The organism is Streptomyces sp. CHD11, assembly GCF_018638295.1.
Taxonomy (GTDB): Bacteria; Actinomycetota; Actinomycetes; order Streptomycetales; family Streptomycetaceae; genus Streptomyces.
Map to the genome: position 1 here is coordinate 131033 of NZ_JABTTS010000004.1, position 25409 is coordinate 156441.

Genomic DNA, 25409 nt, shown 5'->3' on the forward strand with positions numbered 1-25409 from the left:
CCCGTCCTACCAGCGGTCGCGGTGCACGACCTCTGCCACCGGGCGACGGCTCACCGGGCCGAACCTCCCGAGCGGCCAGCCCACCGGAATGGCGGCGAACGTGTTCATCTCCTCGGGAATGCCGAGGGCCGCCTTCCACTCCTCCTCCAGGAAGATGTGCCACAGGGTGAGGTTGGCGGCCAGGCCCAGGCCGCGCGCGGCGAGCAGCAGGTTCTGCACGCCCGGGTAGACGCAGGAGCCCTCCGCGAGGGCGGAGAAGCGCTCCTGTATCCGCCCCATGCGTGCGGTCGCGTCGGCGCCGAGAGCCTCGGCGTAACGCCGCAGACCCTCCTCCTCGATCCTCGGCTCCGGGAACTGATAGCAGGGGATGATCAGTGCCGGCGTCTCGGCGAAGTGGTCGCGCTGGTACTCGATGGCGGCGACCATCCGCCCGTAGGCGGCCTCGTCCATGCCGGCGGGCGCGTACTTGCCGGTCGTGGCCAGGTAGGCGTCCACGCACCGCTTCCACAGGGGCGCGAGCTCGGCCATGACACCGGGGTCGGTGACGACGACATACTCGTACCGCTGCATGTTGCCGCCGCTGGGGCCCCACACGGCCGCCTGTATCAGCCGGTCCAGCACCTCGTCCGGAACCGGGTCGGGCCGCAGGCGCCGCATGGCCCGCATGGTGGACATGGTGGCGAAGAGAGCGGAATCGGCGTCGGCGGGGGCGTCTGACGGAACGTTCGGAGTATTCATGATCGGGAGTGTAGGGAATCCCGCATCCGAAGAGGTCATCTGCCCGGCGGACAGAGGCTTCTGACGCCTGGTCACCTTCTGCCGCTCGCCACCGTCAGCTCTCGAGTCCGCCCGCGGCGAGCAGATCGGACACGCCGCTCACCAACGCCTTTCCCGTTTCCCCGACTTCGGCCAGCCGTCCCTCGAAGACCCGCAGCTCCCGGAACACCTCGGCGTACGCCTGCTGTGCGTCCAGGGGCAGTTGAAGTACGTGCAGCCGCCGGATGTCGACCCGGGACGAACTGGACGCGTGGGTGCCTGCCTGACGTCCGTTGGAGGGCGCGCACAGACAGCCGGCCAGGAAGTGGGCGTCCAGCTTCGCCGGATCCACCCGCAGAGCGTGCAGTTGCGGCCCCAAGGCCGTCGGCGGCCCGTCGTGCACCCACGCCCGGTACGCCCGCACGAAGGGCACGGAGCCGTGCCCCGCCGCCCTCGTGCCGCTCTCCGGAGGCCGCTGCCCCGAGCGCAGGCCAGGGGGTCGTACTCAGCTGACGCACATGCGTCTCGAGCCACCGCTGGAGCAGGAACTCGAATGTCTCACGCGCCCCCTCCGCCCGCCCCAGCTTCGCCGCCTCCTCCGCCAACTTCTCTGCCTCGGCGGTGAGCTCACCGTGCGAGGCAGGGGAGCGGGGCGTCCGCATACGGCGCGCGGCCCCGGCGATCGCCAGGCCCCGACTCGTCCCGGCTGCCCAGCGCCTCGAACCGGGGCCACAGCAACTCCCGCCCGCCGATGGAGTCGAGCTTGCCGTTGTCCCGCAGCCACCGCCCGACCTCCGCCAGGGAGGGAGAACCGCGGGCTGACGTCCGTACCCCCGATGCGCGACGGGAAGGAATCATGCCGCCGACGCCAGTTGCTCACCGCGGCCCGCCCCACTCCCGCGATCCGGGCGATCTCGGCGAGGCTGACGGGCACGGATTCGGTTGCACTCATCGACAGTCTCCGCGAACCGCACGGCCACAGCGCGACCGCCACTCCGTGAGGATCCCCCGAAGACCTTCAAGGAGCTCTCCTGCCCCAGAAATCGCGTTGACCGGCGAACACGTGCTGCCTACCTTTGCCGCATGGGCCACGCGAAGACCTCCTATGTCTGTCTGCCCTGTCGGGCCTCGTACAAGCAGCCCTACGACAGGCACAGGCCACACCGGACCTGCCCCCGCTGCGCGGAAGCTCTCGTTCACGTGGGATCGGCCTTCGCCGCGCCGCCGCGCCGGGACACCGAGGCCTGGAGGGTTCTGTCCGTCCTGCTGCACGCGGGAGTCCGCTTTCCCAAGAGCTGCTGCGGCGGGCCCGGATACCGCCCGCGCACGCTGCGGGAGGTGCGCGAGCGGATGGCGTACGCCCGTCGTACCGGGGAGCCCTTCGCCAGGGCACTCGTACGCCACGACGTGCCGTGACGGGAAACGGGGGGTCCGCTCGGCCGATCCGGCGGCCGGAGCGGAGTTCGACCGGACAACCGGTGACGATCGGGACGGACAGCCGGTGACGACCGGGGCCGTCAGGTGCGGCGAGGGCCGCTGACCGCATGTCGACTCGGGCGCCTGACGTCCCGTGGCGAGGGCACTCGTGTGTTCCGTCCCGGTCGAGGGGCCGCCGCGCACGGTCCGGTCAGCGGGCCAGCCCGGACTCCCAGGCCCAGGCCGCTATTTCAACCCGGTCGCGGGCGCCGAGTTTGCCCTGGATGTTGGTGAGGTGGGTCTTCACCGTGCCGGCGCTGATGTGCAGAACCGCGGCGATCTCCGCGTTGGTGCGCCCGCGGGAGACGAGGGCGGCGACCTCGGTCTCGCGCTCGGAAAGGGGCGAGGGACGGACCGGGGCGGCAGCGGCGGCGAGGCGGGCGAACCGCTGAGGCCCCGACCGCGGGCCCCGTCGTCCGCCCTTGACCCGCCGCTCCGGCGCACCTCGGTGCGTGCGGAAAAGGCGGCTCATGCCGACAGGGTGTGAGCCGTCATCCCGGCCGCTACCGGCCGGAGGATCCAGGCCTTCCCGCTCAGGGCCGCCTGCGGAACGGGGCGAGGGTGGCGCGGACGAGGTCGGCGGCGCCCCAGTCGGGGTCGAACTGGGCGATCACGGCCAGGTGCTGGCGGAGCTGGAGGACCGGCATGCGGGCGCGCCAGCCGCGGTCGAGCCCGGTCAGCTCGGCGTACAGGTCGAAGAACACATGCGCCTCGGGCGGCGGCGCCGTCGTCCACAGATGGGCCAGGTCGACCTCGGCCCAGGTGTACGACGCGGCCGGGTCGATCAGTGCGGGCCGCCCGCCGGGGGTGGCCATGACGTTCTGCGTCCACAGATCGCCGTGCGTCAGGCACGCGGGCCCGGCCGGCAGCAGTTCGGGCAGCCGGTCGCACAGCCGCTCCAGCGCCTCCCGGTCCGCGCGGTCCAGCGCCTCCTCGACACGGGGCTCACTCAGCCAGCGCAGCAGCCGGTGCCGGGCGAAGAACTCGAACCCGTCGTCCTCCCAGGTGTTGACCTGCTGCCGGCGTCCCAGCCAGTTGTCCCGGTGCCACCCGAATCGGGGGTGCCGGGTGGTGGTGTGCAGGTGGGCGAGCTCCTGTGCGAGGTGTTCCCAGAAGGTTTCGGCGGGTGGCCGGGGCCTGAGCTCGGACAGCACGAGCAGGTCACCGTCCGCGAGGATGACGTCGGGTGTGGCGACGCCCGCCTCGCGCAGCGCGGTGAGCCCTTCGGCCTCCGCGGCGGAGGCGTCGCCCGGCGACGGCTCACCGAGCGCCTTGGCGAACACCGTGGTGCCGTCACCGCGGCGGGCGAGCCCCGCTGTCGCGGCGAGCCCTCCCGCGGCCGGCTCGACGGCGACGACGTCGTGCAGACCGGCCGAGCGCAGGCGGGAGAGGAGCAGGGTCACCGGTTCCGTCACGTGTGTGCTCCTCGGTGGCGGTGGCGGTGGCGGTGGCGGTGGCGGTGGCGGTGGTGGTGGTGCCGCCCGTCGGGGACCTGGGGCCGTCCGCATCGCAGCTCGGCGTCATCCGGCTGTCCCGTGCGCCCGGCTCGTCATTATCCGCCCAGCCTGGCCGTGCTCTGCCGCACCACCAGATGCGTCGCCAGCTCGATGCGCTGGGCCGCCGCGCCCGGGTCGTCCGGGCGCAGGAGCATCCGGGAGGCCTCCTCGGCCATGTGCCGCAGGGGCTGGTGGACGGTGGTGAGGGGCGGGCTCGACCACTGGGCCAGGGGGACGTCGTCGTACCCCACCACCGACAGGTCCTCCGGGACGCGCAGGCCCGCCACCCGGGTCGCCTCCAGGACGCCGAGTGCCTGGAGGTCGCTGCCCGCGAAGATCGCGGTCGGCCGGTCGGGGCCCTTCAGCAGATCCATGGCGTGCTCGAAGCCGCTCTGCACGTGGAAGTCGCCGAAGCGCGTCAGACGCGGGTCGGCGGTCAGGCCCGCCATCGCCATCGCGGAGCGGTAGCCGTCGAGACGGGCGAGCGAGCAGAGCATGTCCTCGGGACCGGTGATGATCGCGACCCGCTGGTGGCCGAGGTCGGTGAGATGGCGGGTGGCGGCGAGGCCGCCGGCCCAGTTCGCGGAGCCGACCGAGGGGACGTCCGGGTCGGGGTCGCCCGCCGGGTCGATGACGACGAAGGGGATGGCCGCCGCCCTGAGCTGGCGTTTGATGTCCTGCGGGAGGGTGGAGAAGACCAGCACGACGCCCAGCGGCCGGCGTTGGAGCACGCCCGGGAGCCACTCCGGCGCTGGGGTGTGCCGGGTGCCGCTCTCGGTGAGGACCACCGTCGCGCGGTTGTCCTTGGCGACGTTCTCCACGCCCCGGATCAGCTCCATCGCCCAGATGCTCTCCAGCTCGTGGAAGACGATCTCGATGAGCGGGGAGCGGGACGACGGCTGGGCGCGGCGGCGGTAGCCGTGGGTGTCCAGCAGCCGTTCGACCTTGGCCCGGGTCGCGCGGGAGACATCCGATCGTCCGTTGAGGACCTTCGAAACTGTCGGCATCGAAACGCCGGCCTCTTTCGCCACCGTGGCCAGCGTGACTCTGCCGCTCACCTCGTCGTCTTCGTGCATAGGCGCAGGATACGACACGACGTGTCGATAACGGTTTGGGTGAGTACGGAATCGACCGTTGACCGAAACACCCGTCTGACCTACTGTCCCACGGCATGGACTTTCGGTGATGAGGCCGAAACTTTCGAAAGGCGAACGATGAAGACACGTGCGCGCTTGCCCAGACTGGTCGCCTGCGGTGCGACGCTCGCCCTGACGCTGACTCTCGCGGCCTGCGGCGGCGACGACGGCGGGGCTTCGGCGGACGACGGCAAGATACATGTCCTGGTCTACGGGGACGCCACCAACAAGGTCGAGAAGAAGCTCGTCGACACCTTCAACAAGACGTCCGACGTCAAGGTCGTCCTCGACACCATCCCCGGTGCGGACTACCAGAAGAAGCTGCAGACGATCATCAGCACGCCGCAGGCGCCCGATGTCTTCTTCAACTGGGGCGGCGGCAGCATCAAGCCGTTCGTCAACGCAGACCTGCTGCTGCCGCTCGACGACCTCATCGAGAAGAACCCGGACCTGGAAAACAAGTTCCTGCCGTCCGTCTTCAACAACGCCGTGGTCGACGGCAAGCCGTACGGCATTCCGATGCGCGGTACCCAGCCCGTCCTGCTCTTCCACAACAAGACGGTCCTTGCCGACGCGGGTGTCAAGCCGCCGAAGACCTGGGACGAGCTGCTCGACGCGGTCGAGAAGCTCAAGGACGCCGGTGTCACGCCGATCGCTCTCGGCGGCGGCGACATCTGGCCGACGCAGATGTGGTTCCAGTACCTCTTCGACCGGATCGCCGGACCGGAGCTGCTCGCCAACGCCCTCAAGGGCGACAAGAGCGCCTGGGAGAGCCCGGAGAGCAAGAAGGCGCTGGGCATGATCAAGGAGCTCGTCGACGCCGGCGCCTTCGGCAAGAACTACGACTCCGTCAAGTACACCAACGGCGGTTCGGTCCAGCTGCTGGCCTCGGGCAAGGCCGGCTTCGAGCTGATGGGCTCCTGGTACTACTCCCAGCAGCTGACGGACCACAAGAGCTTCGCCGAGAAGGGCCTCGGCTACAGCACCTTCCCGACCGTCGAGGGCGGCAAGGGCGACCCGGCCAACATCGCCGGCAACACCAACAACTACTACTCGGTGCTGAAGAAGACCGAGCACCCCGAGGCCGTCGGCGAGTTCCTGAAGCTCATGTACTCCGATGACTTCGTCAAGGACCAGCTGGAGATCGGCAACCTGCCGACCACGACCAACACCGACAAGTTCATCGACACCGCGAGCAACCCCGAGTACGCCCGCTTCCAGTACGACCTGGTCGCCAAGGCCCCGTCCTTCCAGCTGTCGTGGGACCAGGCGTACCCGCAGAAGTCCAGCTCGGACATGCACAAGGCCATCCAGCAGTTCTTCAACGGACAGCTCGACGCGGACGGCTTCATCAAGGCCATGCAGGCCCTCCCCACCGAGTGACGAACGGCTCATGACCACAAAGATCACGAGCGCTCGGCCCGCCTCCTCCGCAACGACGGTGGGACGCCCCGGCTTCGCCTGGGCACTGCCCGCCGCAGTGTTCTTCGCCCTCTTCGCGATCACCCCGCTGATCATGGTGGCGGTGCTGTCCTTCATGAGCTGGGACGGGCTCGGCTCACCCGAGTTCGTCGGCATGGACAACTGGTCGCGCCTGATGGACGACCCGGTGATGCTCAACAGTGTCTGGCTGACCCTGCTGCTGACCGTGCTCGGCGTGGCCATCCAGACGCCGCTGAGCATCGTCCTCGGCGTCTGGGCCGCCGGCAACCAGCGCAACCGGGCCGTACTGTCCGTCATCTACTTCATCCCGCTGCTGCTGTCCGCCACGGCCGTCTCCGTGCTCTGGCGGGCGCTGCTCGACCCCAACTTCGGCATACCGGCCGAGGCCGAATGGCTCTTCGGGGACGGCAACCTGTTCGGTGAACAGGCCACCGCCATCGGCGTGCTGGCGTTCGTCAGCACCTGGCAGTTCACCCCGTTCCACACGCTGATCTACCAGGGCGCCGCCCGGGCCATCCCGCAGGTGCTGTACCAGGCCGCGGAGATCGACGGGGCGGGCCGCTACCGGCAGTTCTTCCACATCACCCTGCCGCAGCTGCGCAACGCGATGATCACCTCGATGATCCTGATGATCGTCGGAGGTCTGACCACCTTCGAGACGGTCCTCATCCTGACCCAGGGCGGCCCCGGCACCGACACCACCATCAGCGCCTACTACATGTACGACAAGGCGTTCAAGAGCTTCGACTTCGGCACCGGCTCCGCCATCGCCCTGGTCCTGGTCATCGCGGCCACCATCATCTCGCTGGTCGTCGTCAAGGTGTCCGGCTACGACAAGATGCGCAGCACCATGGAGGGTTCGTCATGAGGCGCCGTCCCCACTACCTGGCCGGCGCCGGCTCGCTCTTCTGGCTCTTCGTGGTCGGCCTGCCGCTGTACGTGATGCTCGCCGCGACCCTGCGCACCCGCCAGGACTACGCGGAGAACGGTCCGGTCTCCATCCCGGACAGCTTCACCCTGGACAACTACACCGGAGCCTTCGAGTCCGGCTTCGACCAGTACTTCTTCAACACGCTCGTCGTCACCGCCTGCGTGATCGGCATCGTGCTGCTGCTCGTCCCGCCGCTCGCCTACGCGATCGTGCGCAGCCGCGGCCGGACCACGTCGGCGATCTTCCGGCTGTTCCTGCTCGGCCTCGCCATCCCCGCCCAGGCCGTCATCGTGCCGATGTTCTACCTGATCAGCGAGGCGGGGCTGTACGACAACCTGCTGGGCGTCATCCTGCCGACGGCCGCGTTCTGCCTGCCCATGTCGGCGCTGATCCTCAGCGGCGCGATGCGTGACATCTCCCCGGAGCTGTACGAGGCCATGGCCATGGACGGCGCCACCCCGAGGCGCATGTTCTTCCAGCTCGTGCTGCCCCTCTCACGGGGCGGGCTGTCCACCATCGTGGTCTTCTCCGCGCTCCAGGCGTGGAACGGCTTCCTGTTCCCGCTCGTCCTGACCCAGTCCGACTCCACCAAGGTCGTCACCCTGGGTCTGTACAACTTCCAGACCGAACACGGCATCGACATCCCCGGTCTGCTGGGAGCCGTGGTGCTGTCCATGGTGCCCATCCTGCTCGTCTACCTGTTCGCCCGTCGCGCCCTGGTCCAGGGCCTGATGGGTGTCGGAGGAAAGTGACTGCCGACGTGGCCGTAGAGACCACCCCCGAAACCCCCCTCTGGAACGACCCCGACCTCCCCGTGGCCGCCAGGGTCGACGCGCTGATCGGCGCGATGACCCTGGAAGAGAAGATCGCCCAGCTGTACGGCGTGTGGGTCGGCGCGTCCGCCAACGGCGGCGAAGTGGCCCCGCACCAGCACGACATGGAGGAGGCCGTCGACCTCGACGCGCTTCTGCCCGCAGGTCTGGGCCAGCTGACCCGCCCCTTCGGCACCGCACCCGTCGACCCGGCGCTCGGCGCGCTCTCCCTGCTGCGCACCCAGTCCCGCATCACCTCGGCCGGCCGCTTCGGCATCCCCGCCGTCGCGCACGAGGAGTGCCTGGCCGGCTTCGCCGCCTGGGGTGCGACGGCCTATCCCGTCCCGCTGTCCTGGGGCGCCACCTTCGACCCCGACGTCGTCCGCCGCATGGCCGGCGCCATCGGCCGCGACATGCGCTCCGTCGGCGTCCACCAGGGGCTCGCGCCCGTCCTGGACGTGGTGCGCGACGCCCGCTGGGGCCGGGTCGAGGAGACCATCGGCGAGGACCCGTACCTCGTCGGCACCATCGGCACCGCCTACGTGCAGGGCCTGGAGTCCGCCGGGATCGTCGCCACCCTCAAGCACTTCGTCGGCTACTCGGCCTCCCGCGCCGGACGCAACCTCGCCCCCGCGCCCATGGGCGCCCGCGAACGGGCCGACGTGCTGCTCCCGCCGTTCGAGATGGCCGTCCGCGAGGGCGGCGCCCGCTCCGTGATGCACTCCTACACGGACACCGACGGCGTCCCCGCCGCGGCCGACGAGAGCCTGCTGACCGGGCTGCTCCGTGACACCTGGGGCTTCGACGGCACCGTCGTCGCCGACTACTTCGGCATCGCCTTCCTCAAGATCCTGCACGGCGTCGCGGGCGACTGGGCCGGAGCCGCGGGTGCCGCGCTGACGGCCGGCGTCGACGTCGAACTGCCCACCGTCAAGACGTTCGGCGCGCCGCTCGCCGAGGCCGTCGCCGACGGCCGGGTACCGGAGTCGGTCATCGACCGCGCGCTGCGCCGTGTCCTCGGCCAGAAGGCGATGCTCGGCCTGCTCGACCCGGACTGGAGCCCGGTGCCGCCCGCACTGGAGGGCGCGGACCTGGACGACCCCGACGCCCTGCGCGGCAAGATCGACCTGGACCGGCCCGAGAACCGGGAACTGGCCCGCGAGATCGCCGAGAAGGCGGTCGTCCTGCTCACCAACGACGGCACGCTGCCGCTCGCCCGGCCCCGCCGCATCGCCCTGGTCGGCCCCAACGCCGCCGAGGCCACCGCCGTACTGGGCTGCTACTCCTTCCCCCAGCACGTGGGTGTGCAGCACCCGGACGTCCCCGTGGGGATCGACCTGCCGACCCTGCGGGACACCCTGACCGCCGAGTTCCCCGACGCCGACATCACCGTGGCCCGAGGCACCGGCGTCGACGACGGCGACCTCTCCGGCATCGGCACGGCGGTGGACGCGGCCCGGGACGCGGACATCGTCATCGCCGTACTCGGCGACCGTGCGGGCCTGTTCGGCCGCGGCACCAGCGGTGAGGGCTGTGACGCGGAGTCCCTCGCCCTGCCCGGAGCCCAGCAGCACCTGCTCGACGAACTGCTCGACTCCGGCACCCCGGTGGTGACCGTCCTGCTCGCGGGACGGCCCTACGCGCTCGGCCGCGCCGTCGCGGAGTCCGCGGCGATCGTGCAGTCCTTCTTCCCGGGCGTCGCCGGCACCCAGGCGATCGCCGGGATACTGAGCGGCCGCACCAGCCCCTCCGGGCGTCTTCCGGTCAGCGTGCCGCGCGGTCCCGGATCCCAGCCGACCACCTACCTCGGCGCCCGCCTCGCCCAGGCCAGCGAGGTCTCCAACATCGACCCGACGCCGGTGTTCGGCTTCGGACACGGCCTGACCTACACGGAGTTCGCCTGGAGCGACCTCACCGTGGACGCCGGACAGGCCCCGACCGACGGCGAGTTCAGCCTCTCCCTCACCGTCCGCAACACCGGGGAGCGCTCCGGCACCGACGTCGTGCAGCTCTACCTGCACGACCCGGTCGCCTCCGTCGTCCAGCCGGTGCAGCGCCTCGTCGGCTACACCCGGGTCCCGCTGGAACCGGGGGAGTCCCGCCGGGTCCGCGTCACGGTCCCCGCCGACGTGGCCTCCTTCACCGGCCGCGACGGCCACCGGATCGTCGAACCCGGCGAACTGGAACTCCGTCTCGCCACCTCCAGCACCGACGCCCGCCTGACGGCGCCGGTCACTCTGACCGGCCCGCAACGCCGCGTCGACCACACCCGCCGCTTCCACGCGGACTTCACCCAGGAGCCGGCTGCGGAGGGATGAGCCGGATCCGCCCGCACCACGGCCGGCCCGGACCCGCACGCGCGGGACCGGGCCGGCCGTGCATCCATCACATCAAGGGATTCTGACGCTCGACGTTCACGAGCGAATGCGGTTCCGCACCTCCCTCGTACGTCATGTCGTCGAATGTCGGCCTACTCGGGAGGTTGTAGCGCGGCTCAAACCGGCAGATGCGGGCTCGGCTTGTCGTGCCAGCTGATGCGAAGCGCGTCGCGGGCGCGGGTCGCGGCCCCGAAGAGCAGCGAGCGTGCCCTGAGTGCCTCGCGGGCGCAGCGCCGGGGATCGGTGACGCGGTAGCGCTCTAGGACCGCCGTGCGGGGGATGACACCGTCGCGGGCGCCGACGATGACCAGCTTCTGGTATTCGAGGCCCTTGAAGCGCTGCATCGTGCCGACGTGCACCTCGCCGTCCCTCTTGGGACCGGCCTTGGTGCGTTCGGCGACGGTGATCCCCGCCTTGGTGGCCAGATGGAGCATCACCTGACTGACCATGTCCCGTTCCGCGACGCACACGGCGATACTGCCGCGCGGGTCGCGACGCGGGCCGGTGCCGCCCTTGCCCGTCGCGATCTCCTCGCGCCAAGCGGTCAACGTGGCGGCGAGCCGGTCGAGTTCGTCGTCCCTGGAGGTACAGAGCACCAGGTCGGGCACCGGGGCCGCGCAGGACGGAGCGGTACCCGTCGAGGTTGTCGGTGCTGTCGTCGTAGGCGAGGTCCTTGCTGGTGAGGTTCACCACCTGCATGGCCCGGGAGAGGATCTCCTTGGTGGTGCGGTAGCTGAGGGTGAGCCTGGACGAGCGGCCCCGGATGTTGACGCCGACGGTGCCGAGGGTGATCTGCCGGTCGTAGATGCGCTGATGGGTGTCGCCGGCGATGAACAGGTCGTCGGGTCCGGGGGCGACCATGGCGCGCAGCATCTTCCAGTGGGCGGCGCGCAGGTCCTGGGCCTCGTCGACCACGATGTGACGGTACCGGTGGTGGAGGAACCGCATGCCGGAGCCGTCGTCGCGGTGGATGAGGTCCTTGCCGCCGACGGCTTCCTTGTGCTCCTGCTGACGCCTGATCCTGGCGTCGCGCTCCATTTCGAGGCGGGCGGCGCGCTCGGCGGCCTGTCCCCAGGTCTCCAGCCCGTCTTCGTCCAGGCGGGCGGTGAACTGCTCCAGGATCTTCCAGATCCCGGCCCGCTCGGGCCGGGTGAACGGCCGCGGCCGGCGCGGCGGGCGTCGAAGTACGCCTTCCTGCTGCCGATGGACTGGCCGAGGATCACTTGGTCCCACTCCTCGTAGAGGAACTCGGCGTCCCAGCGGCGCTCGTCGAGTTCGAGCAGGAGCTGCCGCAGCACGTTGAGCGCGGCGTTGTCGTAGACGCGCTGCCTGGCTGTGCCCTTGACGGCGTTCTCGCTGAGGACACGCGCGGCGAGCTGGTCGATGTGGGCGATCTCTACGCGGGCGAGCAGCTCGGGTTCCATCAGGGAGGCGAGCCGGGCGCGCAGGTCGGTGGTGACGGCGGAAGCAGGCGGCTCCGTGGCCGAGCGGGCCGTCGCACCGCCCCCACGGCGTCCCCGGAAGCCGGGCTCAGAGGCTGGGCTGCGTGGCGTACCGGCTCCGCAGTTCCTCGGCCACGCGCAGTGACGCGCGTCCCGGCTTCCGGGGCACGGGTAGGGTGCGGGGACCTCGACCACCGGGGCAGAGGGCGCCGTGCTGTCCGCCGACGAGTCGGGCACGTCGGTGGCCTCGGCGGCGTCTTCCCCGTGAGAGGGCTCCGGTGTGGCCGGTGAAGGGCTGTCCGACTCGTCCTCGTCGAGTGCGACCGCCTGTTCGGCGAGCCGCTCCCACGCGACCTGCGGTTCGTTTCCACTGGTGATGCCGTTTTGTCCGCTGCGGTGGCGTCGATCCGGGCGTGCCGAGCCTCCATGGGGGACAGGCCCGCCGAGGCCAGCACGCTCGTGCATCCGGCCATCACCGCGTCGAGGGAGGGTCGGTCGGCCGGGTCGTGGGCCAGCATGGAGCCGATCAGCGGGACCAAAGCCTGGGGGAGGCCGTCAGATCCGGGGCCTGGTCGGAGTTGGCGACCTGCCCGACGAGCGCCTTCCAGCGCGCCCCGTCGTAGGGATAGTGCCCGGTGGCCGCGTACAGCAAGACCGTGCCGAGCCCGTACACATCGGCGGACTCCTTGACCTTCGTGTGTCCCAGGGCCTGCTCGGGCGGCACGCAGCGCACGGTGCCGATGATCATTCCGCTGTGGGACAGGGTGTCCTTGGTGGTGTCCAGGAACGCTCCGAGGCCGAAGTCGATCAGGATGGGGCCGTACGCACCCAGCATGACGTTCTGCGGCTTTCAGGTCCCGGTGGAGCAGCCCCACCGCGTGAACGGCCTCAAGTCCCTCCGCCAGCAGAGCACCGAGGCCTCGTCACCAAGGGGGCGGACAGCGGACCGTGCCCGTCGACATACGTCAGCAGCGTCTGGCCCGGCACGTACTCCATGGCCAGCCACGGGCGCTCCGCGTAGGGGCCGGCGTCCAGGAACCGGGCTACCCGGTTCGTCCCCACCACGGTCCTCGCGATCAGCGCTTCCTTCTCGAAGCGCGCGCGGGTGACGGGGTACAGCCGATCGGGGCGAATCAGCTTCACCGCGACCGGGTCACCGGCGGGCGAGAAGGCCAGATAGGCCTCACCCATTCCCCCCGAGCCCAGCTCCCGCTCGACCACATATCGGCCGATCTGCTCGGGCACCCCGTTCATGAACCGTGCGTACCCTCTCGTTCACCGCGTGTCCCCCAGGCGGCGCCTTCACCGGATCTACACCCTAAGAACTCCTAACGGAATGACTCTTTGTGGTCGGCTCCTCGTCGTGGGGTGCTGTCGGGCAGCATGGGGCGATGGACTTCGATCAGCCGCTGCCTCGCGAGCTGAAAGCTGTTGACTCGGCCTCGCTGTTCAAGCTGGAGGATCGGGCGTGTGACCTCGGCCTGAGCCAGCGGTTGGACCCGGCTTGGGTGCAAGCGAATGCGGCGCCCGATGGCACCCACTACTTGTGGCCGGCCTTGTGGCACAGCCTGTCCCACCGCCCGGACGTTCCGCGTCAGCTGCGGTGCGAGCTGTTGATCACTCTGCGTGCGGGAGACCGCGTGAGGAGTCTGTTGGACGTACTTCCGGACAACTTCACCCCGCTGCCGAGGGTGACCTCACGCGAAGAAGGCATGCAGGTCAGCCAGCTCTTTGACCGTGCTCCTTCGGTCCGGGAATGGCTACTGCGGGAGGGCGGCTCGGTCCGGCTGTGACAGGCGTCGCCAGCAGATGAGCGCGCATCCCAGGGTGAGGAAGGCTTCGTGGATGTCGTCGCGGATCTCCCAGCGGATCCGCAGGCGGCGGAACCAGTGCAGGTGGGCGAAGGCGCGCTCGACAACCCAGCGTTGGGTTCCGAGTCCGGAGCCGTGTTCGGTGCCGCGTCGAGCGATCAGCGGCTTCACGCCGAGCACGCGGACGAGGCGGCGGTACTTGTCGTGGTCGTAGCCGCGGTCACCGAGCACGACGTCGGGACGGCGCCGAGGTCGCCCGCGCTTGCCCCGCACGGGCGGTACGGCCTGAAGCAGGGGAATGAGCTGGGTGACGTCGTTGCGGTTGCCGCCGGTCAGGGTGACGGCGAGCGGGATGCCGGTGGCAGCGGTGATCAAGTGGTGCTTGCTGCCCGTCCTGCCCCGGTCAACAGGGCTTCGTCCCGTCTTGGGGCCCCTTTTAACGCCCGGATGTGGGAGCCGTCGACCGCCGCCCGGGAGAAGTCCAGGGTGTCCGCGCTGTGGAGCTCGGCCAAAAGCGCTTCATGGAGCCGGGGCCACACGCCGGCCTCGGTCCACTCGGCCAGGCGCCGCCAGCACGTCATGCCCGAACCGAAGCCGAGCTCCTGCGGCAGGTGTTCCCAGGCAATCCCGGTATGCAGGACGAACAGGGTGCCCTGAAACACCTGCCGGTCCGGATGCCGCTTCCGCCCCGGATGCCGGATCCGACGCTCAACCTTCGGCAATAGCGGCTCGATCACAGCCCACAGCTCGTCCTCGACATCCCACGGCTTCCGCCGAGCCACCCCGCCCCCAGATCAACGGCCCCGGAGTGATCCAACCACCTCGAAGATCATTTCGTTAGGAGTTCTAAGTCCCTGGGTGGGTACGGTCACCCTCCCCAGGGGCGGGGAGGGGCCGCGCCGCGGGTCAGATCCGGCCGTGCGTGAGATCCATCAGGAACCCGGACCATGCGCTCCGCGCGAACGCGAGCTGGGGTCCGCCGCGCTCCTTGGAGTCCCGTACGTGGATGGCGGTCGTATTGGAGGCGACTTCGACGCACGCCCCTCCTTCGCCGCTGCTGTAGCTGCTCTTGAACCAGTCCAGCCGTGCGGGCTGTTCAGTGTTCATCGGTCTCCCAGCATCTTCTTGATCAAGGTCAATGATTCTTCTGGCGTGAGCGCCTGTGCCCTGATGCTGCCGTAGCGTGCGGCAAGGATACGTACCTCGTCCGGATCTGTGATCAGGCGGCTGATGTGCTGGACCTCCAGGTACGCCACCTGGGGCTTGCCCTTCGGGGTAAGCATGATGAACGGCCCGCCCAGGCTGGGATGTTCCTTACGCTCCATCGGCAGCACCTGGAGCTCCACGCTGCGTAGTCTGCCGAACCTCAGCAGCGCTTCCAGTTGCTCACGGTGAACGTCCCACCCGCCGAGTGGGCGACGCAACACGGACTCCTCGATGGTGAAGGTGGTGAACGGCGGAGGCCAGCGGTCGAAGATCTGCTGTCGATCCAGCCGTGCGGCCACGCGCTGCTCGATGGTTGCCTCGTCCAGGAAAGGCTGACGCGTTCGGAACACCACGTTCGCGTGAGCTTCCGTCTGCAGGAGCCCCGGAAGGACAAGCGAGCTGTAGTCGTGTAGCTCCACCGCCTCCTGCTCCAATCGCGCGTAGTCCTTGAACCACTCCGGATGCCGCACCCTCCGCCGGGTCTTCGCCCGCTCCACATCCTCCGCCGCAGAGGCCAGCAGGCCCCCGCACTCCAGCAACGTGTCCACCGCCACCAGCAGCTCCGGCTGAGGTGTCCGCCGGGCCCGCTCGACCGAGGAGATCGTCTCCTCCCCGTACCCGAGCCGGTCGCCCAGCTCCTTCTGGCTCAGTCCGGCCCGCTCGCGGGCGACCTTGATCTGGCGGCCGAGGGCCCGGAACAAGTCCGCGACCTCGTCCGTGCCATCCGTCTCACCGCCCGTGGGAATCCCCGCACCCGCCTGTGCCGTCATGCCGTACCACCACCCTGTTCCTTGTGCTGAGGACGAACCGGTGACAGCACGGTCAGGTCATGGCCGTACGTCCGTACTTCGCACCGTCCGCACCGGGACAGTCACCTTGCGTACTGCCCGAAATGCTCCCCATGGTAGGACCGCTCGGTCACCCTCGGTGATGTGAATCAGGAAACTGTCACCGCTCCAGGTGAACCGATCGTCGGCGCAGACCACTTCCGTACTATGTTCCCCACCACCGCACGGGGCGCGCACACCGCACGCCAAGCCGCCGAACGCTGGCTCGCCGCGCACCGGGGACGGCCGGAGCCGGAGCCCACCGACGACGACATGGCCACAGCCTCCCTCCTCATCGCGGAGCTGACCGCCAACGCCGCCCTGTACGGCCGGGTGCAGGGCAGGAACGCACGTCTCGCCCTGACCCTGACACCCACGACCCTGCGGATCGAGGTCACCGACGCACGGGGCGAACGTCTGCCCGTGCCGACCCTGAGCACAGGAACCGAGGCCGACGGTGAGTCCGGACGGGGCCTGCTTCTCGTCGCCTCTCTCGCGGACGCCTGGGGCTGCGAGTCGTACCCGCCGGGCGGCAAGACGGTGTGGGCGGAGTGCGCCCGGCGGGCAGCCGTCAGGACGTGCCCCGGTCCTCCCAGCGGTCCCGGAACCACGTCAGCGTCTCGGTGAGCAATTCCCGGTTGCGGTCCTTCTCCAGCAGGGACAGCCGGATGTTGGGGCGCAACTCCAGCTTGCCCTCCGGGATGTCGACGCCGTCCAGAGCATTGAGGCGGGTGAGGAGTTCGGCGCGCAGCGCGCGGTCGGTGAACGGCTCCCGCGCGGCGAGGTACTGGAACACCACCTCCGCGGTGCCGCCGCGTCCCGCGCCGGGGTAGAGCGTGATCGGCCAGATGCCGCGACCGGGTCCGCCGACCTCGCCGAGCATGAGGTACGCGCTCGTGGTGACGTGTCCCGCGCCGTGGCCGATCCAGCCGCCCAGTCCCTCCCAGTGGGCGAAGAGCGCGTGGACCCCTTCGACTGTCTCAGGTGAGTCGTCCGCGGCGAGCTGGCGGAAGAAGCGTTCGGCGCGGGTCTCTTCGCCCGGTGTTTCCGCGGTTCCATCCTGAGCGGTGTCCTCACCGTCCGCCCGGTCGTCGTCCGTGCCGGCGAGCAGTGCGGCGAGGTCGTCGGCAGTGAGCCGCTGGGCCGGGTCGGCGGCCCCGGTGGCCGTGAAGCGGACGCCGTCGGCGGCCAGCCGGGCGCGAACGTCGTCACTTCCGGCGTCCTGGGGTGCCGCCCACCGGAAGCCGTCGGAGACCTTGCCCTCGGAGGTGAGGACCCGGTACGCGTTGGCCACGCCAGGGGTGTTGCCCAGGTGATTGCCCACAGCCTGAGCACCGGAGCCGAGGAACGCGGCGAGGTCGCCGTACGAGGTCCAGGTGCCGTGGGGGAGGGCGGCGAGGACCTGGTGGGCGAGCTGCCAGTCACGGCTGCGTTCCGCACGGCCGACTCCGCGCAGCGGGGCCGGCCACAACGCGATCGCACGGTCGGCGAGTTCGTCGGCGCGGGCCAGGATCGCGCGCACGCCCCAGCGCTCGGTGGCGGCGATGCGGCGGTTCATCTCCAGGTGGCTGCCGCCCAGCAGATCCTGTTTGCGCTCGAAGGGGTGATTGGACAGCTCCGAGTTGACCGCGGTGAGTGTCAGGTTGCCGAGGGTGTGCTGGAACCGGGCGTGCAGTTCCTCCGCGGTCTCGTCGTCGGCAGCCTCCTCGCCCAGCACGCGCAGCCAATCGTCGCCGGGCGACTGTGGCATGACGTGCTCCACGGTGAGCTGCGCGGCGGCGAAGTCGACCGGTTCGGGATGCCCGTAGCTCTCCTCCAGCCGTTGCAGCACCAGTTTGCGCTGCTGCCACCGGCCGTACTGGTAGAACGGCGCCTTCCGGATCTTGTCGCGCAGTTCGGTGTCGTCGGGCCAGAAGCGGTTCTCGGAGGAGAGGAGCCGGTGCAGGCCCTCGGTGACGGGCACGTCGAGCGGAAGCTGACCGGGCACGGCCTGGAAGATGCGGTTGAGGTTGTTGGTCGGGACCCGGCAGATCATCCGGCGGACGAGGAAGCTCTCGATGTACGCCATGGCGCGGGCGGTCCCGGAGGAGTCCAATTCCCCGCGCTCGCGCCGGTCGAGCAGCAGCATCAAGGCGGGGTAGGTGACGGCCGCCTGCCATGCGTCAAGGTGGTGGAGCGCGGCCCGGACCTCGGAATCGGGTTCCTCATCGGGGTGCAGCAGCCGGCGGAAGAGGGCGCTGTGACGGTGGAGTTCCCTGATGTACGCCTCGATCTTCGCCTCGTCCTTCCTCGGGCTCTCGAAGCGCTTCTGCTGGGCGGCGTACAGGTCCTGACGGCGGACCCGGTCGTCCCCGTCCAGCACGAGTTGCAGCCACATGAGCTGTTCCAGCTCGTCGTTGCTCAGACTGCTCTGCAGGGGCAGCCAGTAGGTCTCGTAGACGTGCTCGCCTCGCGTGGTCAGCCGCATGAAAAGATAGTTGCGCAGCAGGTCGGCCTGGCTCAGCTTCAGGCCGGTGTTGTTGAGCGACTCGAAGATGCGATGCACGTTGTCGCCGGGTTCGGCGGTCACCGCCACCAGCGTGAGCCGCGAGGTGATCGCCTGCTCGATGCGGAACACGTCCTGCGGGGCAGTAGGATCGCCTGCCTCGACGAGCTTCTTGCGGAAGAAGGCGTAGGCGGTGGCGACACCGCTTCCGATGGTCTGATCGGTGAGGGGGCCGCGGATGTGAGCGGCGAACTGCGGCCGGTCAGCCTGCGTCGGCAGCAGACGAAGGTGGTCATTGCCGCTGTTCCATTTGTTGATCAGGTATTGCTCGTCGATTCGCTGGGCCTGGTGGGGCGCGCCATCCGCGACATGATCGCGGATGGCGGCGAGGGCCAGGGACAACGTGGTCAGCCGCTGTTGACCGTCGACGACGAGCCAGCGGGGGAACGTCGCATCGTTCTGCGGTGACGGCGCGAGCACGACCGAACCGAGGAAGTGCGTGCTCGCCTTCTCCTCCTGGGACTCGAGCAGCCCTGCCTGTTCCAGGATGTCGCTCCACAGTTGCTTGAGGTGCTTCTCGGTCCAGGAGTAGGTCCGTTGATAGAGCGGTACCTGGAACTGCTGGGCCCGGCCCTGCACGAGATCGGCGAACAACGTTTCCTTGGCCTGCATATGGCCCCCTTGTTCCTCGGTCGTTCGCCGCCGATTACACCAGGCCCGACCGGCCTTCGTACCGGAAAAGCCCCATGAGGTGCGGAACCATCGGAGAACCGGTCACGCCGTATTCCGTGAACCGAGTCGACACGTGCGCTCGGCGTCGAAGGGAGCGAGGCCGCGTTGTGGTGCAACCGATGATGCCGTGGATACTGCCGGCCTCAGGGCGGTGTTGCCGGACGGTGGCCGTAACGGGACGCCTCCATATACTGGTGCGGGACTCCGCTGGGCGGCTGTGGCAACGAGCTCCCCGACCGTCTGTACCGGGGCACGGTCTGCCACTTCGCGCACCTACCCCACACCTCCTGCCACCGTACGGCCACGGGCGCCCTCAGCGCCGACCACCTCTTCATTACGGACGACCTCGCCGCCTGGACCGGCGAACTTGGGATCAAAGGGCGTGCCACCTCACACGATCTCGGGTCTGAACCTGGCAACGCCGTCGACTCGCGTGCCGGGATCGGTGGGCAGCAGTACATACGCACGCTTCCAGTTCAGCAGCGCGGCCAGTGTGTTCACGGCTCCCTTCTTGCGCCGGTCCATGCCCCACAGCCGGTCGTCGTCTACAGAGAAGGCTCGTCGCACAGCACGACGCCGGGCGCCGGTAGTGCCTGCGGTACCGGAAGGTGGGCAGTTGAGGGGTTGGTGCGGGCAGCGGTGTGCACGGGAACCTGCTGTCATGACACCAGGCAAGGCAGCAGTACTCTCCTCCGCCCTTCTCCTCTCCCTGGGTGCGGTGGCGGTGGCCACCCCGGCGGCCACCGCCACCCCGCCGAAGCACTCCGCCGGCCGGAGCACGACGGGCGTGGTCGACGCGATCGGGCGCAGCGCCCACACGTTGAGGAGTACCGAGCCCGAAGGCAGCCTGCGGGACTTGGGCGCGCTGGGCCGCATGGTGGGGGACGCCGAGGTGGTGGGCCTGGGTGAGGCCACCCACGGTTCCCGGGCCTTCTTCCGGATGAAGCACCGGGTATTGCGCTACCTGGTCGAGGAGAAGGGCTTCCGGGCCTTCTCCCTGGAACTGCCCTGGAGCAGCGGCGTCCGTGTCAACGACTACGTGCTGTACGGCAAGGGTGATCTCGACCGCATCGCCCGCGAGGAGTTCCAGGGCTCCTACCGCATCTGGAACAACGCGGACTACCTGAACCTCATCGAGTGGATGCGCGCCTACAACCGTCAGCACCCCACCGACCCGGTCCACTTCGCGGGCAACGACATGGGCTACGCCGGACCCGAGCTGTACCGGCGGGTGACCGACCACGTGGCCCGCGCCCACCCGCAGCTGCGTGCGCGCGTCGCCGCCCTCTACGACGGCCTGGCCCCGGCCACCGACGCGGCGGCCTACCTGGAGAGCTACCTCGAACTGCCCCTGACCGAACGCGAGAAGCGCGCCGACCGCACCCGGGAGGTGCTCGAACTGCTCCGGAAGCAGCATCCGGCCCCCGGCATGAGCGGACGGGAACACAGCCGGCTGGTCCAGCACGCCAGGGCCATCCACCAGATGGCCAAGGGCTATTCCTACGACATCACCGACGAGGCCCAGGTCACGGAGATGATGAGATACCGCGACCGGGTGATGGCCGAGAACGTGGCCTGGTGGCACACCCACACCGGCGACCGGATCCTGCTCTCGGCCCACAACACCCACGTCTCCTACGACGCCTTCGACCCGCGCTACCCGAAGACGCAGGGTGCCGTTCTGCGCGACGCGCTGGGCGGGAACTACGTCAGCATCGGCTTCAGCTTCCACAGCGGCGCCTTCAAGGCGTTCGGCACGGACGACAACGTGATCCGTACCTACCGCGTGGACGCCGCCCGGCGGGGCTCCAACGAGTACACCCTGGACCGGGCCCGCCAGCGCGACTACATCCTCGACATGCGCACCGCCCCCCGCGTCGTGCGCACCTGGCTGGCCGAGCCGCGCCCCACCTGGAACATAGGCGCCGGCTGGCCCGACCCCACGGAGTACCGCGTCGCCCTCGGCGATGCCCACGACGTCCTCATCCACCTGAACGAGGTCGAGGCGACCACCTACCTGGGCAGCCCCTGATACCGGACGCCGCTCCTTGACGGGCAAACGTTACGGCCGCGGCACCGGCGTACGGCTCAGGACGGTGCTCCCGGCGCGGACTCCTCGAGCACGACGGCGAGTGTCACGGCGTCGTACGGTCCGGTGTGCCGTCGGTCGCCGACGAAGAAGGTGGGTGTGCCGCGGGCACCGCTGGCCTCGGCACTGGCCGCGTCGGCCCGTACCCGTTCCGCGGTCCTCTCGGCGTCCATGTCGTCCAGGAAGCGGACCATGTCGAGTCCGATCTCGATGGCGTACGCGGCGATGTCCTCGTACTCCAGGCGGTCCTGGTGCGCGTAGAGCTGGTCGTGCATGTCCCAGAACCGTCCCTGCTCCCCGGCGGCGACGGCCGCCCGGGCGGCGAGTACGGCCCGGGGGTGGACGTCGGGGAGCGGCAGGTGCCGGAAGACGTACCGCAGCCGGTCGCCGAATAGTTGCCGCAGTTCCTTGGTGATGCCGGTGACGCGGGCGCAGTAGGGGCATTCGAAGTCGCCGTACTCCACCAGGGTGAGGGGGGCGTCCGCGGGGCCGAGGATGTGGTCCTCCTCCGGGTCGACCGGACGGTCGAGGCGACGGGGCAGCTCGGCCGAGGTCTCGCCGCGCAGGACCGCGGCGAGACGGAACACGAGCCAGCCCAGCGCGGTGGCGAACAGGGCGGCCAGCAGCACGCCGACGGTCGCCTGGGCCGTCAGGTCCGGGTCGCCGAAGGCGAGCTGGACGATCAGCAGGGAGACGGTGAAGCCGATCCCGGACAGCGCGGCGCCGCCCATCACATGCCCCGGTCCCACCCCCCGGGGGAGCCCGCCGAGGCCGAAGCGGGGGTGCCGAGCATGGTTCCGCCCCAGACACCGAGCAGTTTGCCGGCCACCAGGCCGACGACGACGCCCCAGGTCAGCCAGGAGGTCAGGGCACGCTCCAGCACCCCGCCGCGAAGGTCGATGCCGGCGCTGGACAGGGCGAACAGCGGGACGACCACGTAGCTCGCCCAGGGGTGCAGCATCAGCTGCAGCCGCTCGTTGACGGAGACCGCACGTTGCAGGCCCACACGCGCCGACGCCCCCACGTCGGCGCGGGGTGACTGGCGGAAGGCGCGGGCGAGCCGGGTGGCGCGGTCCACGGCGTCGGAGGCGGGCGGATGGGCGGGGATGAGGAGACCGCCGAGCATGCCGGCGATGGAGGCGTGCAGACCGGCTCCGAGGGTGGCCAGCCACAGTGCGAGCACGACCAGGACGTACGGGGCCGCCCGCCACGCTCCCAGCCGGGTCAGCGCGGCGAGGACCACGCAGAGGGCGAGCGCCCCGAGCAGCGGCGGCAGGTGGACGGTGTCGGAGTAGACCAGACCGATCACACTGACCGCCACCATGTCGTCGATGACGGTGATCGCCAGCAGGAAGACCCGCAGCTGGGTCACGAATTTCGGCCCCACCACGGCGAGCGCCCCCAGCATGAAAGCCGTATCGGTTCCGATGACCGTGCCCCAGCCGCCGGCCGCCTCGCCACCGGGCGCCATCGCCAGGTAGATCCCCGCGGGAACGACCATCCCGCCGACCCCCGCGATGGCCGGGAGCATGATGCGGTGGCGGCCGGCGAGTGCGCCGACCGAGATCTCGTAGCGGACCTCCAGGCCGATGACGAAGAAGAACAGGGCCATCAGACCGTCGCTGACCCAGTGCCCCAGATCCATGGACAGTTCCGCGCTGCCGAACGACACGGTCACCTCGGTCGCCCAGAGCGCCTCGTACCCCGCGGACCAGGGAGAATTGGCCCAGGCCAGCGCCACCAGGACAGCGGCCAGGAGCAGCCCCGCGCTGCCGGCCTCGGTGGACATGTAGGTGCGCACCCGGTCGGAGAGCTGGGCGGCGAGTGATTGTCTTCCGGCCCGGGTCTGGGAGCTCGGGTCGTTCTTCGTGCGCGTCACAGGTCCCCTTGCTGGCCCGCCGGCATTGCCTCGGTGGCGTGCACGGGCTTCCTCCGGCACGGCGCGTCCGCGGACGCGCGTGGCCCGGAAAGTGCCCGGCGGGGAGTCAGTCCGAGGGACGGTGCTCGACGATCGGAACCGTCAGTGGCCGGCGCTGCCTGCGGTGCATGGGATGTCCCTTCGCGTGGTCTGCGTTCTTCGATCGTGGCGGTCGGCGCGGTTCTCAGCGCCCCGGAGCACCGGGGCGCTGCGCTGTTCAGGTCACTGGGCCCACGCGGCGGCCGACGGGCGGGCCGGCGCGGCCCCACGCCCTGACGGACGATGCGCACGCCCCGGACCACCTCGGCCGGGACCGGGGGCGGGCCAGGCATCCTGCGCGATGCCGCCCGCACCGTGTCGAGCGGCATGTGTGCGAGACGGTCCGGAGGCCAGGCCGAACGGCTGGTTCGCGGGGACCGACGCCCGTCACGCCCTGCGTGCCGGCTCCCGTGCTAAAGTCACCCATTTGCGTGGTCGTCGCGGTAGGCGATTCCGACTGTCCGGTTCCGCTGTGTACAGGGGCTGTCCCTCCTGCCGGGCCTTCCTCGGTACGTTCCCCTGCGGAAGGCTGTCCATGACACACCCCGACTCCTACGGCACCACCCACGGCGACTCCGCCCGGCCCGGGGCCACGACCCCGACGCCGCTCCCGGCCGTCTCTTTCTCCGGTATGGAACTCCCGGGCGAGGTACTGCGCACACTGAGCGAACTCGGGGTGCGTGACCCCTTCCCGATCCAGGCCGCCACACTGCCCGACGCCCTCCGGGGGCGCGACGTCCTGGGCCGCGGACGCACCGGGTCGGGCAAGACGCTCGCCTTCGGACTGGCGCTGCTGACCCGGACCGCCGGGCGGCGCGCGGAACCGAAGCAGCCCCACGCCCTGATCCTCGTGCCGACCCGGGAGCTGGCCCAGCAGGTCACCCAGGCGCTGACGCCGTACGCCGAGGCGCTGCGGCTGCGGATGGCCACGGTCGTCGGCGGCACGTCGATCGGCCGGCAGATCGCCGCGCTGCGCGAGGGGGCCGAGGTCGTCGTCGCCACCCCCGGACGCCTGCACGACCTGATCGAGCGCAAGGCCTGCCGCCTGGGACGGGTCCGTATCACCGTGCTGGACGAAGCCGACCAGATGTGCGACCTGGGTTTCCTGCCGCAGGTCGCCGAGGTGCTCGACCAGGTGCACCCCGACGGTCAGCGGATGCTCTTCTCGGCCACTCTCGACCGGGATGTCGATCAGCTGGTCGACCGCTATCTCCACGACCCCGTCGTCCACTCGGTCGACCCGTCCGCGGGCACGGTCACGACGATGCGGCACCATGTGCTGGTCGTCCACGACCCCGACCGCTACGCCGTCACCACGGAGATCGCCGCCCGCGACGGCCGCGTACTGCTGTTCCTCGACACCAAGCACGCCGTCGACCAGCTCACCCGGCATCTGCGGGGCTGCGGGGTGCACGCGGGGGCCCTGCACAGCGGCAAGTCCCAGCCGCAGCGCACACGGACCCTGGCGCAGTTCAAGGAGGGCCGGCTCACGGTCCTGGTGGCGACCAACGTCGCCGCCCGCGGCCTGCACATCGACGACCTCGATCTCGTGGTCAACGTGGACCCGCCCACCGACCCCAAGGACTACGTGCACCGGGCGGGCCGCACCGCCCGCGCCGGTGGGTCCGGCAGCGTGGTGACGCTCGTGACGGCGGGCGGGCGCCGCGAGACGAGCCGTGTGATGGCCGACGCCGGTATCGAGGCGACCGTCACCAAAGTGCGCTCGGGCGAGGCGGAGCTGAGCCGGATCACCGGTGCCAGGACTCCCTCCGGCATCCCCCTCGACGGCGGGCCCCCCCTTCCCCGGCCCAAGAACACCAACCTCCCCTTCCGCGGCCTCGGTACCAGCAAGGACACTGCCCGCGGCGCCGGCGGCAAGTCCCGCAAGGCCGGTGAGGCCCGCAAGCTCGCCGAGGCCCGCAGGGCCGCCCACGTGCGCCGCAACGGCTGAGAAGCATGGCCCCGGAGGCGACCCTTCCGGCCACGGGACCGCCCCTCGGCCGTGAGGGACATATCTGCACGAACCGGAACAGATGACGTCGGCGGTGCTCCGCACCGTGTCCGGCATGACAAGCTGTGTCCGCCCACTCCCGAACCCAGGAGGTCACCATGACCGCAGAGCCCGTATCCACGGAAGGTTCGGAGCCGGCTTCCGCCGAGACGTCCCCTCTGACACCGGACGCCGACGGCACCTACGACCTCAAGCGCAAGTTCCGCGAAGCGCTGGAGCGCAAGCGCGGTGTGCAGGCGGCCGCCGCCGACGCTGCCACCAGTCCGAACGCGTCGAAGGTGCGCGCGGCGCACGGTCCGGCCGCGAGCCAGCGGTCGTTCCGGCGCAAGAGCGGCGGCTGAGCCGCCCGGCCCGCGCGGTCCGGCCCGCGCGGTCCGGCCGCGCCCGCCCCGCCGTCCCGCCACGCCGCCCCGGTCCTGTG

21 protein-coding genes and 3 pseudogenes are annotated in these 25409 nt (G+C 70.2%); 10 read left to right on the plus strand and 14 right to left on the minus strand.

The features are described from left to right. Positions 1 to 6: 6 nt before the first annotated feature. Together HTV45_RS06170 and HTV45_RS34065 are read right to left on the minus strand one after the other, a co-directional pair. Positions 7 to 738, minus strand: coding sequence for a nitroreductase family protein (locus tag HTV45_RS06170; RefSeq protein ID WP_215204585.1), 732 nt, complete (start codon positions 736 to 738; stop codon positions 7 to 9). A 94-nt stretch (positions 739 to 832) separates the two neighbouring features. Further along, positions 833 to 1108 (minus strand): hypothetical protein, encoded by a 276-nt coding sequence (locus HTV45_RS34065; RefSeq protein ID WP_251691407.1) that lies wholly within the window; start codon positions 1106 to 1108, stop codon positions 833 to 835. Positions 1109 to 1839: 731 nt separating this feature from the next. Between HTV45_RS34065 and HTV45_RS06180 the strand changes: the two genes are divergently transcribed. Continuing rightward, positions 1840 to 2172, plus strand: coding sequence for a deoxyxylulose-5-phosphate synthase (locus HTV45_RS06180; RefSeq protein ID WP_215204586.1), 333 nt, complete (start codon positions 1840 to 1842; stop codon positions 2170 to 2172). A gap of 211 nt (positions 2173 to 2383) precedes the next feature. Here HTV45_RS06180 and HTV45_RS34070 read toward each other — a convergent pair. The 3 genes and pseudogenes from HTV45_RS34070 to HTV45_RS06195 all read right to left on the minus strand — a co-directional run. Continuing rightward, positions 2384 to 2578, minus strand: a pseudogene (locus HTV45_RS34070) (response regulator transcription factor); the annotation flags it as partial. A 187-nt stretch (positions 2579 to 2765) separates the two neighbouring features. Then, a complete protein-coding gene (locus HTV45_RS06190; RefSeq protein WP_308309201.1) occupies positions 2766 to 3647 on the minus strand; it encodes a fructosamine kinase family protein in 882 nt (293 codons plus the stop codon). Positions 3648 to 3784: 137 nt separating this feature from the next. Then, entirely contained in the window at positions 3785 to 4804 is a 1020-nt protein-coding gene (locus tag HTV45_RS06195) for a LacI family DNA-binding transcriptional regulator (protein WP_215204588.1), read from the minus strand. A gap of 138 nt (positions 4805 to 4942) precedes the next feature. On the opposite strand from HTV45_RS06195, the gene HTV45_RS06200 reads away from it, so the two are divergent. From HTV45_RS06200 to HTV45_RS06215, 4 genes are read left to right on the plus strand one after another with little or no spacing between them, the layout of a single operon-like run. Beyond that, positions 4943 to 6247 carry an ABC transporter substrate-binding protein gene (locus HTV45_RS06200; RefSeq protein ID WP_215204589.1) on the plus strand — a complete coding sequence of 435 codons (1305 nt, stop codon included), beginning with the start codon at positions 4943 to 4945 and terminating at the stop codon, positions 6245 to 6247. Positions 6248 to 6257: 10 nt separating this feature from the next. Then, the gene (locus tag HTV45_RS06205; RefSeq protein WP_215204590.1) at positions 6258 to 7175 is read left to right on the plus strand and encodes a carbohydrate ABC transporter permease; all 918 of its coding nucleotides are present in this window, start codon (positions 6258 to 6260) and stop codon (positions 7173 to 7175) included. Beyond that, positions 7172 to 7990: a carbohydrate ABC transporter permease gene (locus tag HTV45_RS06210; RefSeq protein ID WP_215204591.1), complete on the plus strand. Its 819-nt coding sequence runs from the start codon at positions 7172 to 7174 to the stop codon at positions 7988 to 7990. Before HTV45_RS06205 ends, HTV45_RS06210 begins: the two co-directional genes overlap by 4 nt. Next, positions 7987 to 10368 carry a beta-glucosidase gene (locus HTV45_RS06215; protein WP_215204592.1) on the plus strand — a complete coding sequence of 794 codons (2382 nt, stop codon included), beginning with the start codon at positions 7987 to 7989 and terminating at the stop codon, positions 10366 to 10368. The genes HTV45_RS06210 and HTV45_RS06215 overlap by 4 nt, the downstream gene beginning before the upstream one ends. Before the next feature lie 176 nt (positions 10369 to 10544). Here the strand turns inward: HTV45_RS06215 and HTV45_RS35195 are convergent. The 3 genes and pseudogenes from HTV45_RS35195 to HTV45_RS06230 form a co-directional block, all read right to left on the minus strand. Continuing rightward, a pseudogene (locus tag HTV45_RS35195) lies at positions 10545 to 11888 on the minus strand (UvrD-helicase domain-containing protein); the annotation flags it as partial. A gap of 508 nt (positions 11889 to 12396) precedes the next feature. After that, positions 12397 to 12705: a hypothetical protein gene (locus HTV45_RS06225; protein ID WP_215204593.1), complete on the minus strand. Its 309-nt coding sequence runs from the start codon at positions 12703 to 12705 to the stop codon at positions 12397 to 12399. Between the two features lie 53 nt (positions 12706 to 12758). After that, positions 12759 to 13124, minus strand: a complete 366-nt coding sequence (locus HTV45_RS06230) for a hypothetical protein (RefSeq protein WP_215204594.1) — start codon at positions 13122 to 13124, stop codon at positions 12759 to 12761. A 137-nt stretch (positions 13125 to 13261) separates the two neighbouring features. On the opposite strand from HTV45_RS06230, the gene HTV45_RS06235 reads away from it, so the two are divergent. Next, entirely contained in the window at positions 13262 to 13663 is a 402-nt protein-coding gene (locus tag HTV45_RS06235; RefSeq protein ID WP_215204595.1) for a hypothetical protein, read from the plus strand. On the opposite strand, the gene HTV45_RS06240 is transcribed toward HTV45_RS06235, so the two are convergent. From HTV45_RS06240 to HTV45_RS06250, 3 genes are all read right to left on the minus strand, one after another. Next, a protein-coding gene (locus tag HTV45_RS06240; RefSeq protein WP_308309204.1) for an IS5 family transposase occupies positions 13631 to 14463 on the minus strand; the annotation gives its coding sequence in 2 pieces (ribosomal slippage) (positions 13631 to 14118 and positions 14118 to 14463; 834 coding nt in all). The genes HTV45_RS06235 and HTV45_RS06240 overlap by 33 nt on opposite strands. A gap of 124 nt (positions 14464 to 14587) precedes the next feature. Beyond that, the gene (locus HTV45_RS06245; RefSeq protein WP_215204597.1) at positions 14588 to 14788 is read right to left on the minus strand and encodes a DUF397 domain-containing protein; all 201 of its coding nucleotides are present in this window, start codon (positions 14786 to 14788) and stop codon (positions 14588 to 14590) included. Beyond that, positions 14785 to 15657 carry a helix-turn-helix transcriptional regulator gene (locus tag HTV45_RS06250; protein WP_215204598.1) on the minus strand — a complete coding sequence of 291 codons (873 nt, stop codon included), beginning with the start codon at positions 15655 to 15657 and terminating at the stop codon, positions 14785 to 14787. Before HTV45_RS06250 ends, HTV45_RS06245 begins: the two co-directional genes overlap by 4 nt. A gap of 162 nt (positions 15658 to 15819) precedes the next feature. On the opposite strand from HTV45_RS06250, the gene HTV45_RS06255 reads away from it, so the two are divergent. Continuing rightward, the gene (locus HTV45_RS06255) at positions 15820 to 16341 is read left to right on the plus strand and encodes an ATP-binding protein (protein WP_215204599.1); all 522 of its coding nucleotides are present in this window, start codon (positions 15820 to 15822) and stop codon (positions 16339 to 16341) included. Here HTV45_RS06255 and HTV45_RS06260 read toward each other — a convergent pair. Both HTV45_RS06260 and HTV45_RS06265 read right to left on the minus strand, forming a co-directional pair. Then, positions 16286 to 18871, minus strand: coding sequence for a DUF262 domain-containing protein (locus tag HTV45_RS06260; RefSeq protein WP_215204600.1), 2586 nt, complete (start codon positions 18869 to 18871; stop codon positions 16286 to 16288). The genes HTV45_RS06255 and HTV45_RS06260 overlap by 56 nt on opposite strands. Before the next feature lie 450 nt (positions 18872 to 19321). After that, positions 19322 to 19498, minus strand: a complete 177-nt coding sequence (locus HTV45_RS06265; RefSeq protein ID WP_215204601.1) for a hypothetical protein — start codon at positions 19496 to 19498, stop codon at positions 19322 to 19324. Between the two features lie 94 nt (positions 19499 to 19592). On the opposite strand from HTV45_RS06265, the gene HTV45_RS06270 reads away from it, so the two are divergent. After that, positions 19593 to 20963, plus strand: coding sequence for an erythromycin esterase family protein (locus HTV45_RS06270; protein WP_215204602.1), 1371 nt, complete (start codon positions 19593 to 19595; stop codon positions 20961 to 20963). Between the two features lie 56 nt (positions 20964 to 21019). Here HTV45_RS06270 and nhaA read toward each other — a convergent pair. After that, positions 21020 to 22809: pseudogene (nhaA, locus tag HTV45_RS35200) on the minus strand (Na+/H+ antiporter NhaA). Between the two features lie 703 nt (positions 22810 to 23512). On the opposite strand from nhaA, the gene HTV45_RS06280 reads away from it, so the two are divergent. Together HTV45_RS06280 and HTV45_RS06285 are read left to right on the plus strand one after the other, a co-directional pair. Then, on the plus strand, positions 23513 to 24928 hold the full coding sequence (locus tag HTV45_RS06280; protein WP_215204603.1) for a DEAD/DEAH box helicase: 1416 nt from the start codon (positions 23513 to 23515) through the stop codon (positions 24926 to 24928). Positions 24929 to 25086: 158 nt separating this feature from the next. Further along, positions 25087 to 25329 carry a DUF5302 domain-containing protein gene (locus tag HTV45_RS06285; protein ID WP_215204604.1) on the plus strand — a complete coding sequence of 81 codons (243 nt, stop codon included), beginning with the start codon at positions 25087 to 25089 and terminating at the stop codon, positions 25327 to 25329. The last annotated feature ends 80 nt before the right edge of the window (positions 25330 to 25409 follow it).

What these genes read in the sequence shown, in the direction of transcription:
- HTV45_RS06250 (WP_215204598.1), bottom strand. Translation starts at nt 15,657, where the DNA reads ATGACGGCACAGGCGGGTGCGGGGATTCCCACGGGCGGTGAGACGGAT.
- HTV45_RS06210 (WP_215204591.1), top strand. Translation starts at nt 7,172, where the DNA reads ATGAGGCGCCGTCCCCACTACCTGGCCGGCGCCGGCTCGCTCTTCTGG.
- HTV45_RS06180 (WP_215204586.1), top strand. Translation starts at nt 1,840, where the DNA reads ATGGGCCACGCGAAGACCTCCTATGTCTGTCTGCCCTGTCGGGCCTCG.
- HTV45_RS06270 (WP_215204602.1), top strand. Translation starts at nt 19,593, where the DNA reads ATGACACCAGGCAAGGCAGCAGTACTCTCCTCCGCCCTTCTCCTCTCC.
- HTV45_RS06280 (WP_215204603.1), top strand. Translation starts at nt 23,513, where the DNA reads ATGACACACCCCGACTCCTACGGCACCACCCACGGCGACTCCGCCCGG.
- HTV45_RS06225 (WP_215204593.1), bottom strand. Translation starts at nt 12,705, where the DNA reads ATGCTGGGTGCGTACGGCCCCATCCTGATCGACTTCGGCCTCGGAGCG.
- HTV45_RS06205 (WP_215204590.1), top strand. Translation starts at nt 6,258, where the DNA reads ATGACCACAAAGATCACGAGCGCTCGGCCCGCCTCCTCCGCAACGACG.
- HTV45_RS06245 (WP_215204597.1), bottom strand. Translation starts at nt 14,788, where the DNA reads ATGAACACTGAACAGCCCGCACGGCTGGACTGGTTCAAGAGCAGCTAC.
- HTV45_RS06170 (WP_215204585.1), bottom strand. Translation starts at nt 738, where the DNA reads ATGAATACTCCGAACGTTCCGTCAGACGCCCCCGCCGACGCCGATTCC.
- HTV45_RS06235 (WP_215204595.1), top strand. Translation starts at nt 13,262, where the DNA reads ATGGACTTCGATCAGCCGCTGCCTCGCGAGCTGAAAGCTGTTGACTCG.
- HTV45_RS06260 (WP_215204600.1), bottom strand. Translation starts at nt 18,871, where the DNA reads ATGCAGGCCAAGGAAACGTTGTTCGCCGATCTCGTGCAGGGCCGGGCC.
- HTV45_RS06230 (WP_215204594.1), bottom strand. Translation starts at nt 13,124, where the DNA reads ATGAACGGGGTGCCCGAGCAGATCGGCCGATATGTGGTCGAGCGGGAG.
- HTV45_RS06285 (WP_215204604.1), top strand. Translation starts at nt 25,087, where the DNA reads ATGACCGCAGAGCCCGTATCCACGGAAGGTTCGGAGCCGGCTTCCGCC.
- HTV45_RS06195 (WP_215204588.1), bottom strand. Translation starts at nt 4,804, where the DNA reads ATGCACGAAGACGACGAGGTGAGCGGCAGAGTCACGCTGGCCACGGTG.
- HTV45_RS06200 (WP_215204589.1), top strand. Translation starts at nt 4,943, where the DNA reads ATGAAGACACGTGCGCGCTTGCCCAGACTGGTCGCCTGCGGTGCGACG.